Origin of the sequence: Smaragdicoccus niigatensis DSM 44881 = NBRC 103563 (assembly GCF_000380645.1) — a bacterium.
Classification (GTDB): domain Bacteria; phylum Actinomycetota; class Actinomycetes; order Mycobacteriales; family Mycobacteriaceae; genus Smaragdicoccus; species Smaragdicoccus niigatensis.
The window spans coordinates 526,829-540,585 of record NZ_AQXZ01000018.1; the positions used below are offsets into that span (position 1 = coordinate 526,829).

At 65.0% G+C, this 13,757-nt stretch carries 14 protein-coding genes; 1 reads left to right on the top strand and 13 read right to left on the bottom strand.

Translation table 11 applies throughout. The features are described from left to right. Positions 1-18: 18 nt before the first annotated feature. The 8 genes from F600_RS0118810 to F600_RS0118845 all read right to left on the bottom strand — a co-directional run bounded on the left by F600_RS0118810 (position 19) and on the right by F600_RS0118845 (position 8,052). On the bottom strand, positions 19-963 hold the full coding sequence (locus F600_RS0118810; RefSeq protein WP_018162195.1) for a helix-turn-helix transcriptional regulator: 945 nt from the start codon (positions 961-963) through the stop codon (positions 19-21). Next, complete coding sequence (locus F600_RS0118815) at positions 960-1,952, bottom strand: helix-turn-helix transcriptional regulator (protein ID WP_018162196.1); 993 nt, start codon at positions 1,950-1,952, stop codon at positions 960-962. The genes F600_RS0118810 and F600_RS0118815 overlap by 4 nt, the downstream gene beginning before the upstream one ends. A 45-nt stretch (positions 1,953-1,997) precedes the next feature. Continuing rightward, complete coding sequence (gene pafA / locus F600_RS0118820) at positions 1,998-3,356, bottom strand: Pup--protein ligase (RefSeq protein WP_026306704.1); 1,359 nt, start codon at positions 3,354-3,356, stop codon at positions 1,998-2,000. A 64-nt stretch (positions 3,357-3,420) separates the two neighbouring features. After that, on the bottom strand, positions 3,421-5,706 hold the full coding sequence (locus F600_RS0118825; protein WP_018162198.1) for a heavy metal translocating P-type ATPase: 2,286 nt from the start codon (positions 5,704-5,706) through the stop codon (positions 3,421-3,423). A gap of 4 nt (positions 5,707-5,710) precedes the next feature. Continuing rightward, positions 5,711-6,583 carry a hypothetical protein gene (locus F600_RS0118830; protein ID WP_040632069.1) on the bottom strand — a complete coding sequence of 291 codons (873 nt, stop codon included), beginning with the start codon at positions 6,581-6,583 and terminating at the stop codon, positions 5,711-5,713. Positions 6,584-6,701: 118 nt separating this feature from the next. After that, a complete protein-coding gene (locus tag F600_RS0118835) occupies positions 6,702-7,130 on the bottom strand; it encodes a hypothetical protein (RefSeq protein WP_026306706.1) in 429 nt (142 codons plus the stop codon). Positions 7,131-7,191: 61 nt separating this feature from the next. Beyond that, the gene (locus tag F600_RS0118840) at positions 7,192-7,773 is read right to left on the bottom strand and encodes a hypothetical protein (protein WP_040632070.1); all 582 of its coding nucleotides are present in this window, start codon (positions 7,771-7,773) and stop codon (positions 7,192-7,194) included. 6 nt (positions 7,774-7,779) lie between these two features. Further along, positions 7,780-8,052, bottom strand: a complete 273-nt coding sequence (locus F600_RS0118845) for an SHOCT domain-containing protein (protein ID WP_081628915.1) — start codon at positions 8,050-8,052, stop codon at positions 7,780-7,782. Between the two features lie 106 nt (positions 8,053-8,158). Here F600_RS0118845 and F600_RS0118850 point away from each other — a divergent pair, with 106 nt between their 5' ends. Then, complete coding sequence (locus F600_RS0118850; RefSeq protein ID WP_018162203.1) at positions 8,159-9,604, top strand: MFS transporter; 1,446 nt, start codon at positions 8,159-8,161, stop codon at positions 9,602-9,604. Here the strand turns inward: F600_RS0118850 and F600_RS0118855 are convergent. From F600_RS0118855 to dop, 5 genes are all read right to left on the bottom strand, one after another. After that, positions 9,587-10,432 carry a serine hydrolase gene (locus F600_RS0118855; protein ID WP_018162204.1) on the bottom strand — a complete coding sequence of 282 codons (846 nt, stop codon included), beginning with the start codon at positions 10,430-10,432 and terminating at the stop codon, positions 9,587-9,589. The two genes, F600_RS0118850 and F600_RS0118855, sit on opposite strands and share 18 nt — an antisense overlap. After that, positions 10,433-11,131, bottom strand: a complete 699-nt coding sequence (prcA, locus tag F600_RS0118860) for a proteasome subunit alpha (RefSeq protein WP_018162205.1) — start codon at positions 11,129-11,131, stop codon at positions 10,433-10,435. Further along, positions 11,128-11,871, bottom strand: coding sequence for a proteasome subunit beta (prcB, locus tag F600_RS0118865; protein WP_081628953.1), 744 nt, complete (start codon positions 11,869-11,871; stop codon positions 11,128-11,130). The genes prcA and prcB overlap by 4 nt, the downstream gene beginning before the upstream one ends. Before the next feature lie 80 nt (positions 11,872-11,951). Beyond that, positions 11,952-12,146, bottom strand: a complete 195-nt coding sequence (locus tag F600_RS0118870) for a ubiquitin-like protein Pup (protein WP_018162207.1) — start codon at positions 12,144-12,146, stop codon at positions 11,952-11,954. 94 nt (positions 12,147-12,240) lie between these two features. Continuing rightward, the gene (gene dop, locus F600_RS0118875; RefSeq protein ID WP_018162208.1) at positions 12,241-13,740 is read right to left on the bottom strand and encodes a depupylase/deamidase Dop; all 1,500 of its coding nucleotides are present in this window, start codon (positions 13,738-13,740) and stop codon (positions 12,241-12,243) included. Positions 13,741-13,757: the final 17 nt, after the last annotated feature.

Consider the following 13,757-nt stretch of genomic DNA (forward strand, 5'->3'; position numbering starts at 1 on the left):
CTGGTCTCAACCGGCCCGTTACCTGTAAGCCTCCAGTGCAGCTGCCGCGCGCTGGCGGACCGCGTGCGCCAGGGACGTGGGCTCGATCACTGTGACATCAGCACCGAACCCCAAAACGAGGCGAACCATCCACTCCGTCGTGCCATAGCTCATCGACGCCGTGACGTTGCCTTCATTATCGCGCGCGATGACGTCCATCGGATATTGGTCGACGACCCAGGCACACCCAGCAGCGATCCGAAGTGTCGCCTTCGGGAGGTCGGCGTCTCCGTGGAACAGTTCGAGGCCTTCGTCGGCAGCGGGGCGCTGTTTCGGCGTCGACGGCTCGTCGAGCACCTCGGCCGATTCGATCCGGTCGAAGCGGAACAACCGCACGTCCTCGGCCTGACGACACCACGCCTGCAGGTAGCCCTGGCCGTCGATGAGGCGCGGCTGGATCGGGTCGACGGTCCGCTCGGTCACGGCATCGCGGCTCGCCGAGTAGTACTTCAGACGCAGCGCCCGGTGGTCGCGCAGACCAGCACGAACGTTCGCGACCGCGGGCGAGTCCCCCGAGACAACCGGCTCCGCAGCCGCCGCCCTCGACGACACCCCGGCGGCCGACTCGATCTTCGCCAGCGCCGACTCGACCGCGGTCGTGTCGACGACGCCCTTGACGTCCGAGAGTGCACGCAGGGCGAGGGTCAGCGCGCCGGCTTCCTCCGCCGTGAGCCGCAGCGGACGTTCGAGGCCGGCCGACCGATAGACCGACACGGTGTCCCGGTCGAAGACGATGTCGATCTCGAGACCCTCGCGGCCCGGCAGCTTGCAGTACCAGAGGAGATTGAGGTCGCTCTCGAGCTGCTTGATCGTGACGCCGAGGTCCTTAGCCGCCTTGTCCTTCGAGACCCCTTGGTGGGCAAGGAAGTACGGCACCATGTTCAGCAGCCGGCGGCTACGGAGGTCGGCGTTGTTCAAGCTCACTGAGTAACCCCCGCTGCCTCGCTCGCCCCCGCCACCCCGCGAAGTCGAGCGATGATCTCCGTCCGGAGCGACTCCGGTTCCAGCACAACCGCATCCGGACCCAGCCCGGCGAGTAAACGCGCCAGCCAGTCCGATCCGCGAAGTTCAAGGTCGATCACGTCGCCGGGCCGCCCCGCGAGTTCGCGGGACTCGGTGACCGTGCCGATGAGCCGGATGTCCCGGCCGCGACCCTCGGCAACCCACACGCGCGCCATTCCGACGGTTTCGCCCATGACGGCGTCGCGGACGATCTGCCGAACGTCGGTATCCGCCGGAATAGGCACCTCTGCCGTGCCCGTGGTTCGAACGTCGTCACCCATCCGCGAGACGCGGAATGTCCGCACATCGTTGCGAGCGTGGTCGTGGCCGACGAAATACCACCGCCCGTCATACGACACGAGACCCCACGGGTCGACGGTGCGGGTGGTGACCGTCGTGCCGCCGGCGGTCCGGTGTTCGAACGCGACGGTCTGTCCCGATTCGACCGCCGACTTCAGCAAGCGGATCACCTGCTCGGAACCGGTGTTCCGCGCCGGCAGCGGCGACACGATCGTCGGCACGTCGTCCGAGATCTCGACTCCGGAAGCGCGCAGCTTCAGCACAGCACCCTGTACCGCAGTCGACAGCTCGCGCGAACCCCACAGTTGCGAGGCAACGTTGACCGCGGCAGCCTCTTCAGAGGTCAGCGTGATCGGCGCGAGTTCGGCCTGACGGCGGCGGATCTTGTAGCCCTCGGTGAGGTCCCACATGGACTTGTCGACCTCGATGGGAATGCCCATGTCGCGAAGGTCGGCCTTGTCGCGCTCGAACATCCGCTTGAATGCCTCATCCGAGGTGGTCTCGTCATAGCCGTCGACCGTCTTCTTGATGCTCTCCGCCGACAGATACGTGTTCGTGTACAGCAGAGCGATGTAGAGGTTGATCAACCGCGCGTGCTTCTGTGTCGCCACTCACACAGGTTAGAAGGTGTCATCGCTGCACGTGACGAAGGCACGCTACATCGATGCGATCAAACGTTCGACTCGCTCATCGACTGACCGGAACGGGTCCTTGCACAGCACGGTCCGCTGAGCCTGGTCGTTGAGCTTGAGGTGCACCCAGTCGACGGTGAAATCACGGTTCGCAGCCTGAGCCGCAGCGATGAACTCGCCGCGAAGCTTCGCGCGCGTCGTCTGCGGTGGCGTGTTGACCGCCTCGTCGACGGCCTCGTCCTCGGTCACCCGCTTCGCCAGCCCCTTGCGCTGCAGGAGGTCGAACACGCCGCGGCCGCGTTTGATGTCGTGGTACGCGAGGTCCAACTGTGCGATCTTCGGGTCGGAGAGATCGAGGTCGTACTTGTCCTGGTAGCGCTGGAACAACTTGCGCTTGATGACCCAGTCGATCTCGGTGTCCACCTTCGCGAAATCCTGCGCCTCGACCGCGTCGAGCATGCGTCCCCACAGGTCGACGACCTGGTTGACGGCTTCGTCGTGCGGACGGTTCTTGAGGTGTTCGATCGCGCGGGCGTGGTACTCACGCTGGATGTCGAGCGCGCTGGCCTGACGCCCACCGGCGAGACGTACGGGCTTTCGACCGGTCATGTCGTGGCTGACCTCGCGGATCGCGCGGATCGGATTGTCGAGTGCGAAGTCGCGGAAGGAGACCCCTTCCTCGATCATCTCGAGCACCAGCGCCGCCGTACCGACCTTGAGCATCGTGGTCGTTTCCGACATGTTCGAGTCGCCGACGATCACATGCAGTCGGCGGTACTTCTCGGCGTCGGCATGCGGCTCATCGCGGGTGTTGATGATCGGGCGCGAGCGGGTCGTCGCGGAGGAGACACCCTCCCAGATGTGCTCGGCGCGCTGCGACAAACAGAACGTGGCCGACTTCGGAGTTTGCAGAATCTTGCCCGCTCCGCAGATCAGCTGACGCGTGACGAGGAACGGAAGCAGCACGTCCGAGATCCGCGTGAACTCGCCCTGGCGCACCACGAGGTAGTTCTCGTGGCAGCCGTACGAGTTGCCGGCGGAGTCGGTGTTGTTCTTGAAGAGGTAGATCTGGCCGCCGATCCCCTCTTCGGCCAGCCGGTTCTCCGCGTCGATCAAGAGGTCTTCGAGGACCCGCTCACCGGCGCGGTCGTGCGTTACCAGTTGGGCGAGGCTGTCGCATTCCGCGGTCGCGTATTCGGGGTGCGAACCGACGTCCAAGTACAGCCGAGCACCGTTGCGGAGGAACACATTCGACGAGCGCCCCCACGACACGACGCGGCGAAAGAGATACCGCGCCACCTCATCTGGGCTGAGACGTCGATGTCCGTGGAAGGTGCAGGTGACACCGAATTCAGTCTCAATACCCATGATCCGTCTCTGCACAATATCGACAGTACAGCGGTATAGGGCGCCGTGCCGGGGCATCACGGTGAGGAGATTCCCGTTGCTAACGGGGCAGTTTCAGCCTCTTGAGCGACAACGCATTCACCGCGACGATCAGGCTCGACCCCGACATCGACATCGCCGCCACCTCCGGACGGAGCGTCAACCCGAACGACGGCGCGAAGACGCCGGCCGCGATGGGCAGCGCGATCGTGTTGTAGCCGACTGCCCACGCGAGATTCTGGTGCATCTTGCGGAGAGTTCCGCGACCGATGCGCAGTGCGGTCGGCACGTCCAGCGGGTCCGAACGCATGAGCACGATGTCCGCAGTTTCGATTGCCACGTCCGTGCCCGCGCCGATGGCGATACCGAGATCGGCCTGGGCGAGAGCGGGCGCATCGTTCACGCCGTCCCCGACCATGGCGACCGTGCGACCCGCTCCTTGAAGCTCGGCGATTTTGGCCGCCTTGTCCCCAGGAAGAACATCGGCGATCACGGTGTCGATGCCCAGACCAGCGGCGATCCGCTCACCGGTGGCGCGATTGTCGCCGGTCAGCACCACGACCTCGACGCCCATCTCGTGCAACGCGGTAACGGCCGCTTCGGACGTCGGACGCGGTGCATCAGCGATCGCGATGACTCCGACGACAGTTCCGTCGACCGCGGCGAAGATAGCCGTGTGTCCAGTCGCGGCGAGTCGTTCGCGAGCGGTCGCCAATTCCCCGAGTGCGATCCCCTTTCGCTCGAGCAGCCGCCGGTTTCCCACTGCCACGCGGCGTCCACCAACGCTGGCGATCGCACCCTCTCCGGAAACGTTCTCGAAGTCGACCGCCGGGACGACCTCGACGTCGGATGCCCGCCGAATGATCGCCTTGGCGAGCGGATGCTCGGACTCTCGTTCCACTGCGGCGACCAACTTCAGCAATTCGGACTCGGGAAACGCCGGCACCGTGACGATCTCGGTGACCTCCGGTTCACCCTTGGTGAGCGTGCCGGTCTTGTCGAAAACCACGGTGTCGATCCGCGCAGACATCTCGATCGCCACCGCGGATTTGAACAGGACACCGCGTTTGGCACCGAGTCCGGACCCGACCATGATCGCCGTCGGAGTCGCGAGTCCCAACGCATCCGGGCAGGTGATGACCACGACGGTGATCGCGAACAGGATCGCCGAGGAGAACGGCCGGTCGGAGAACAGCAACCACGCGGCCAGGGTGAGCCCACCGCCGACGAGTGCCACCAAGACGAGCCAGAATGCTGCGCGATCGGCGAGTCGCTGACCTGGGGCCTTCGAGTTCTGGGCTTCCTGGACGAGTTTGACGATCTGTGCGAGCGCAGTGTCCGAACCGACCTTCGTGGCACGCACCCGCAACGACCCGTTGAGGTTGATCGTCGCGCCGATGACCTCGGCACCGGGCTCCTTGTGCACCGGCAGGCTTTCCCCGGTGACCATCGACTCGTCGACCTCACCGGCGCCCTCCTCGACCCGGCCGTCGACGGCGATCTTCGCACCCGGCCGGACGACAAGCAGGTCGTCGACCAGCACTCCGGAGGTCGGCACCTCGACCTCGGCACCATCGCGCACCACGGTGGCCTTAGGCGGCGCGAGGTTGAGCAGGGCACGTATCGCGTCGTTCGCACCGCCCCTCGCCCGCATCTCGAACCAGTGCCCGAGCAGCACGAACGAGGCGAGCATCGTCGCGGCTTCGTAGAACACGTCGCCGCCGCCGGTGAGCGTGATGATCAGCGAATATCCCCAGCCGGTGCCGATCGCGACGGCCACGAGAACCATCATGTCGAGAGTTCTGCGACGCAGCGCCCGGAACGCACCGTCGAAGAAGATCCAGCTCGAGTAGAAGATCACCGGCAGACTCAGCAGAAGCGTGAACACGTCTGTACGCACACCGAACGGGGTGGGCAGGTCCCGGCCGATCATCTCGGCCCCCATCGGCGACCACAGCATGATCGGAATCGAGAACACCGCGGCTACGAGGAACCTGTTCCGCATGTCCGCGACCATCGCCGCCATCGACATCCCGCCGTGGCCGCCGTGCCCCATCGCGGCATGATCCATCGCCGCGTGGTCGTCCATCGGGACGCACAGGTGAGCGGGCACCGACTCCCCCGCACAGTGCAATCCGCACTCGCGCACCCAGTTCGACAAGTCCGAGACCGACGTGCGCTGTGGGTCGTACGTGACGGTCGCGGACTGAGCGACCGGGTTGGGCGAGACGTCGACAACGCCGGGGCGTTGTCCGAGAACGGCTTTGGTGGTGGCTTGTTGACTTGCCCAGTGCACTCCACTGACGTCGAGAACGACGGTGGCAAGACCCTGGCTGTGGTGGTCCATGGCCTTACACCGTCATCGTGATCGCGGCGGTGTGCAGGACGCCATCAACCTGGAATTGAATGAACAACCTCCAGTTGCCCGCCTTCGGGAAGTTGGCCGCGAAGTCGAGTTCCGGTCCGCCGCTGTTGCCTGTCACCGGGTTCTCTGGGTGCAAGTGGGCGATTGCCAGGTCCCGCTCGTGGATTGCCGTGAGGTGCGCGTAGCTCTCGAGGTAAGGCTGCAGGTTGCTGACCGGCTGGCCGTCCTTCGTGATCGTCACGGTCAATGGCATCCCGTGGCCGGCCATCATCCCCGAACCGGTGTCGAGAGTGACGGTGTAGCCGTCGGCGACCGTGCTCGGCGACGCTGCGGGCAGTGGTGCGTGGACGTAGTCGCCCGGCACCGTCACCGGCACGGACAGGATCGGCGTGACTGGTCTGCCGTCCGTTCCGTCGGCGGTGAACTGGATGTAGAAGCGGTGGTTGCCGGGGTCGAGTGACGCGAGATCCACCGTCCAGGTGCCATCGGCTGCCCTGGTGGGATGAAGGTGTTGATAGCCGGTCAAGTCGTCGCGGACCGCGTAGAAATGCATGAGCTTCGTCTGCTCCGGAGTGAATCGGGTGACCGGTTTGCCGTCGGGACCGATGACCTGGAAGGTCCAGGTCTGCGGCTTACCGCTGGTCAGGACCACGTCTCCGGGTTTGAACGTGAGGCCGTACTCGGTGTCGGACAAGCCGTCACCGGTCGCCATGTCATGCGCACCCGGCATGGTGGTCGTCATGTTCATGCCCGGCATCGAGGTGGTCGGTTCGCTGTTGCCGCACGCGGAGAGGGTCAGCAGCGACGCCGACGCGAGTGCTGCCGCGACGAGTTTGAAGGTCGAAAGTGACGCGTTCATCAAGAGTGTGCTTTCTGTGGGCGGACGCGCACCATCAGCCGCGTCCGGGAAGGAATCGTGAGTCCGCAGCGCGGAGCGCACGATCCCGCCCGGAATCACGCACCCGCGCAGAGGCTCCTCACGTCCTCGACACACACACCAGTTGAAGTAATCGCACACCCGTGACGGGTGGTCCGCGGAGCCAATCCGAACTGCGGCGGACCGCGGCAAGTCCCAGAAGCGCCACTACGGACAGCGACGCGAAGGACACCAACGCCAGGATCAGTGAAGTGACCGGACCGCGGGGAATCGTCGCAACACACTCGCTTGCGTGCGCGCAGTGCAACAGCGAAACCGTAAGCACCGGCCCCATCTGAAGCAGGTCAGAGGCTGCCACCATGGAGGTGACCTCCGCAGCATGATGGTGGTCGACCGCCGACGAGGAACCGTCGAAGTCCGCGCACGCACCGGCATGAGTCAGTCCGTGCATCGCGAACAGTCCCACGAGCACGAGCGCCGCGATCACGCCACGGAACGACGGCCGTGTACTCGTGACCTGCGTCGACAACGTTCCTCCCAGGCGGACCCATCTTCTCGAGACATACCCTACCCGGGTATCTGCTGCCGGGCTAGGTCACATCGAGCTCAGTGAACGTTCCGGACCCATAATGCCCCTCGATGTTGCACAACAGCTCGTACCTACCCGCGGGAAGATTCAGTGTCACCCAACCCGATGCGCCGGGAGCGATGCCGTCTCCCTCTCCAGAGCCGCATGTGTTCGATGCTTCGCCGAGGCTTCCGGTCTCATCGACCTCGCCGGTCGCTCCGATCGCGCGCTGTCCGACTCTGGCATCGCCCGCCAACGGCATCACGATCACCTCATGGAGAAATCTGCCGTTGTTTCGAACCCGCAGGCTGACCTGGCCAGCCGGCACGGAACGCTGGCTGGTGTAGATCGCCATCGGCCCTTGGAAGCGACTGTTTCCGTAGCCGCCCATCATCGAGCCTCGGCCACCCATCATCGAGCCCATGTCCGTGACGGTCACGTCGACGACGGCGCCGTGAAGGTCAGGAATCGAACATGATGTTCCCGACGCCCATGGCAGGTCGAAGCTGGGGCCGGTGAAAGCCATTCCAGCCGTGGTCGCAACCCCCAAAGCGACCGCGGCCGCGGATCCGAGGAGCACAGTGCGCGAAGTCTTGACGGGCATCGCCACTCACCAGCTGCCGTGGATCTCACGCATCGTGGCCAGGCGCTGGCGGTACTCATCCTCGGTCAGTTCACCTTTCGCGAACCGTGCCGCCAGAATCTGCTCCGCAGAGGAAACGCCGTGCCCGCCAGCGGTGCTGTGCCGCGTTCCGCTGAACGCTCGAACGGCCGCGATGATCCCGAAAATGATGACCCCGTAGAAGACGATCATCATCACGGTCATCCCGAGCCAGCTGCCCCAGCCCATTCCGTATCCCCACATCATGGTGTGCCACCTCATCAGTCGAAGTCTGTGAGACCCAGACTCGTCGCGCGCGGCATCCGTCCCAAGGGCACTAAGTCGTGAACTCGACTTCGGAAAGTCACTGACGCGTAGCGTCGAAAGCATGGTCGCCGAAACCATCCGCGTAGCGTCACCGCGAGGCCGCTGGATCGTGGTCGCGACGGTTCTCGGCTCGTCGATCGCCATGCTCGATGCCACCGTCGTCAATGTCGCGCTACCGCAGATAGGCCGCGATTTCGACGCGGGTATCGACGGCCTGCAGTGGATCGTCACGGGATACACGCTCACGTTGGCGGCATTCATCCTGCTCGGCGGTGCACTGGGCGATCGCTATGGACGACGCGAGGTCTTCCTCATCGGCACCGTTGCCTTCGCGATCAGCTCCGCGGCGTGCGGATTCGCGCCGAACCTCACCACGCTGGTCGCAGCACGTCTCGTGCAAGGGGTCGCCGGCGCGCTGCTCACGCCCGGCAGCCTCGCGTTGCTCTCGGCGGCGATCGATCCGCGCGACCGTGGGGCTGCGGTCGGCGCGTGGTCCGGATTCGGCGGTATCGCCGCTGCCGTGGGACCCCTGCTCGGCGGCTGGCTCGTCGACGCCGTCAGTTGGCGCGCAGTATTTCTCCTCAATATCCCGGTCGCCGCTCTGGTCGTCGCGATCACTCTCGCGAGCGTTCCGGAGAGTCGGTCGGCGGTGCGAGTCACCCGTTTGGACATCCCGGGAGCGGCGATCATCGCGATTGGCCTCGGCACGCTGACGTTCGGGCTCATCCGCGCCTCGACATGGGTGACCGCGGCAGGCATCGCACTGATCGTTGCGTTCGTGCTGGTCGAAATGCGGAGCCCGGAGCCGCTCGTTCCGCCGCGGCTCTTCGCCTCCAGACTGTTCTCAGTCACCAACGCCGTCACGTTCGTCGTGTACATCGCGCTCAGTGGCGTGTTCTTCATGCTCAGTCTCGAACTTCAGGTCGTCGCCGGCTACTCGCCGCTCGCCGCGGGCGCAGCGGCCTTGCCCATCACCATCCTGATGTTGGCGCTGTCGTCGAAAACCGGTGATTGGGCACAGAATCACGGCGCGCGGATCCCGATGGTGTTCGGTCCGCTGATCGCCGCCGCGGGCCTGCTTCTTCTTCTCCGAACCGGCCCGCACGCGAACTATCTCCTGGATGTTCTCCCTGGCGTCATCGTGTTCGGTATCGGACTCTCGGTCCTCGTAGCGCCCCTGACCAGCACGGTTCTGGGCTCGGTCAGCACCGACGACGCCGGAATCGCATCGGGCGTCAACAACGCCGTCGCTCGAACCTCGGGGTTGATCGCCGTCGCCGCGCTTCCAGCGGTCGTCGGGCTCCGGGGCGCCGGTCTCTCCGACGCGGACAAGTTCGACGCGGGTTTCACGACCGCCATGTGGATCTGCGCCGGACTCCTCGCTGCGGGTGCGCTCGCAGCGACACTCATCGAAAAGCCGGAGAAATCGGCCAAAGCTGCGGAGGTCGCGCACTGTTCACACTGTGATGTGGGTGCGCCTCTCCTCGCGTCACAATCCGGCGAGTAGCAATTTCGCCGCATGGGAGATGGTGGCGACGCCCTCGTCGTAACCGCCCTCGCCTTGCAGGGCATTCATGATTGCGAGCGTGTACCTCTGATCGGCTCCCGAGAAGCCGACAGAGTTGATCACCCAGCCGCCCTCCTCCTCGGACCAACCGTCCTTGTTGCCGGGATGCTGATCCGGGCCCGCCGCCCAGACACCCCACTGCTGGTCCGGTGCGACATTCTGCATCTGATCGACGATGTAGGCGCGATCGGTCGGGTCGAGCTGCGTCAACACGTACTGCATGAGGTGGTCGAGGTCGTCCGGAGTGCACTTCTGGAATCCCCAGTAGGGCTTGCCGCTACTGAACGAAACCTCGGGTTCGAGACCGGTCATGCCAAAGGCGACGAAGTCGCGGTTGAACTGCTGCTTGTCCTTGCCTGCGTACTTCTCCCACAAGGCGTCGGCCGCATCGTCGTCGGAGGAATGCAGCATTTTCTGGATCAGGTCCCGATCTGACGCCGTCAGCTTGATCGTGCCCGCGCGGTCCTTGGTCAAGAGGTCGGCCGCCATGGCGAGCTTGATCGTGGACGCAGTCCAGACCAGCTGATCGGCGGCAGGGCTGCGATAGATGTAGCCCGTCGTGCGGTCACGAAGGACGAAACCGACACGACCCGGTCGAGTCTTCAGGTAGTCCTCGACAGCGTTGATGCGTTGCTGCGTGCTGCAGTGGGCTGCCGGCGAATCGCAGGAAACGGCCGGAGCCACGTCGTCGACGGTCGCCGCCTGGTGCGAACATGCAGCCGTCAATTCGATCAACGCGGCCGCCACGACCGCGAGGGCCCGCTTCAACTACTTCGCCGAAAGCTCTTCGAGCGCCGGTCCGGTAATCCGCTTGAACGCGCGACGCGGTCGATTCTGGTCCAGCACAGCAACTTCGAGCGGCGATGCCGGAGCGGCGGGCTGCCCCTCGACGGGCGGACGCCGCAGCGCCGCCACCGCGACGTTGAACGCAGCCTTGATGTCCATGCCGGATTCGTACGACGACTTGAGCACCGTGATGATCGGTTCGGTTGTGCCGCCCATGACGATGAACTCCCGCTCATCGACGATCGATCCGTCGTAGGTGATGCGGTACATCACCGGCTGCTTCGGCGAGTCCGGACGGCCGACCTCGGCCACACAGATCTCGACCTCGTACGGCTTGAGCTGATCGGTGAAGATCGAGCCGAGCGTCTGCGCATAGGCGTTGGCGAGCGAACGACCCGTCACGTCACGGCGGTCGTAGGAGTATCCGCGCAGGTCAGCCTGCATGATGCCACCGCGGCGAAGGTTCTCGAACTCGTTGTACTTGCCGACGGCGGCAAAGCCGACGCGGTCGTAGAGTTCGCTCACCTTGTGCAGCGCCGTCGACGGGTTCTCCGCGACGAACAGCACGCCCGAGTCGTAGGTCAGCACAACGACGCTGCGGCCGCGGGCAATACCCTTGCGCGCGAGCTCCGAGCGATCGCGCATGATCTGCTCGGCAGACGCATAGTAAGGAAGGGTCATCGCGCGTCTCCCTCAGTCTGCGTCCGGGCAGTGATCACTAACCGGGCCATTTGCTCAGTCTTCGACCGGTCCACCTCGAGTGCACCGTTGACGTCGATGATCACGGCGGTCGGGTAGATGCGGCGCGCCAGATCCGGGCCACCAGTGGCCGAATCGTCGTCGGCGGCATCCCACAACGCCTCGATCGCGATGGCCAGGGCTTCGTCGGCCGTGAGGCCCGAGCGGTAGAGCTTCTTCAACGACGACTTCGCGAAAAGCGAACCGGAACCGATCGCGTGGTAGCCGTCGCGTTCCTCGCTGCGGCCGCCGACGGCGTCGAACGACACGATCCGCCCAGCCTTGGCGGTATCCGCCTCATCGAGGTCGTAGCCCACGAGCAGCGGAATCGCCACGAGCCCCTGCATCGCGGCCGGCAGATTGTTTCGAACCATGGTCGACAGCCGGTTGGCCTTGCCGTCGAAGGTCAGCGGAATGCCTTCGATCTTCTCGTAATGCTCGAGTTCGACCGCGAACAGACGCACGAGTTCGATCGCGATGCCAGCGGTGCCGGCGATACCAGCAGCCGAGTAGTCGTCCGTGATGTAGACCTTCTGGACATCGCGGCTGGCGATGAGATTGCCCATCGTCGCGCGGCGGTCACCCGCGAGAATCACACCCCCGGAGAAGGTCACGGCGACGATCGTGGTGCCGTGGGGCGCGATATCGCCAGCGGGACCCGTCACCCGACGCCCCGGCAGCATGTCCGGTGCGTGAGTCTCGAGAATTTCACTGAACGAAGAAAGATGAGAACCGTAGTGGAGAAAGCCTCCCCGCGCTTCGGTCACTGGCCGCCCTTTTGCACGTAAGCGCGGACGAAGTCTTCGGCGTTCTCCTCGAGCACGTCGTCGATCTCGTCGAGCAGGTCGTCAGTGTCTGCGGCGAGCTTTTCGCGACGCTCTTGGCCAGCGCCTGTCTCACCGGGGACGTCATCATCCTCGTCGCCGCCGCCGACCCGCTTGGTCTGCTCCTGCGCCATGGCAACCCCCTACGCTTCTACCTAGAACTCCACCGTACCGACGGAAGGCCGTCGTTGCCGGTCGAGACGCGTTTTACGTCCCGGATTTGATCTTCTACGTCGTCAGCTGATCGACGAGTTCGCGCGCCGAACTGACTGCGTCCAGCAGATTTCCGACGTGTGCACGGCTGCCCCGCAGCGGTTCGAGAGTCGGAATCCGGACCAGCGCGTCGCCGCCAAGGTCGAAGATCACCGAGTCCCAACTGGCCGCTGCGATGTCCGCACCGAACCGGCGGAGGCACTCACCCCGGAAGTACGCCCGGGTGTCCGTGGGTGGGTTGCGCATCGCGGCGAGCACCTGTTGCTCGGACACCAGACGCTTCATCGAGCCGCGCGCAACGAGGCGGTTGTACAGTCCCTTGTCGAGGCGAACGTCCGAGTACTGCAGGTCGACGAGGTGCAATTTCGGTGCAGCCCAGCTCAGGCCCTCACGACTGCGCATGCCCTCGAGAATCCGCAGCTTCGCCGGCCAGTCGAGCAGTTCCGCGCATTCCATCGGGTCACGTTCGAGCAGGTCGAGCACCATTGCCCAGTTGTCGATGATGTCGCGGACGCGGTCGGTGTTGCGGCCCTGGCGGTCCATGAACGCGCTGACTCGGTCGAGGTACGCACGCTGCAACGCCAGGCCGGTCATCTCGCGTCCGTCCGCGAGCGCCGCCGTCGCCCGCAGGGTCGGGTCGTGGCTGATGGTGTGCACGGCCGTCACTGGTCGGGCCAACTGCAGGTCGCTGAAGTCGACTCCCGCTTCGACGAGATCGAGTACCAGCGCCGTCGTTCCCACCTTGAGGTAGGTCGACATCTCGGCGAGGTTCGCGTCCCCGATGATGACGTGCAGGCGGCGGTACTTGTCGGCGTCCGCGTGGGGTTCGTCGCGCGTGTTGATGATGCCGCGCTTGAGGGTGGTCTCGAGCCCGACCTCGACTTCGATGTAGTCGGCACGCTGACTGATCTGGAAACCGGCCTCGTCACCGTGCTGCCCGATCCCGACTCGTCCGGAACCGGTGAACACCTGGCGAGACACGAAAAATGGCGTCAGACCAGCGATGATCTGGTTGAACGGCGTGTCTCGGGACATCAGGTAGTTCTCGTGCGTCCCGTACGACGCACCCTTGCCATCGACGTTGTTCTTGTAGAGCTGGAGTCGCGGCGATCCGGGGACGCTCGACGCGTGCCGCGCGGCGGCCTCCATGACTCGCTCACCGGCCTTGTCCCAGATCACGGCGTCGAGCGGATCGGTCACCTCCGGCGCGGAGTACTCCGGATGCGCGTGGTCGACGTACAGCCGGGCACCGTTCGTGAGGATCATGTTCGCTGCGCCGACCTCATCGGCGTCGATGATCGGCGCCGGTCCACCGTGGCGGCTCAGATCGAAACCACGGGCGTCCCGCAGCGGCGACTCGACCTCGTAATCCCAACGCGTCCGCTTCGCGCGGGGAATCCCCTCCGCGGCCGCGTAGGCGAGAACGGCCTGAGTCGAGGTGAGGATCGGGTTCGCGGTCGGGTCGCTGGGCGAGGAAATCCCGTACTCGACTTCGATGCCGATAATCCGCTGCATATGGCCGACTGTATCCG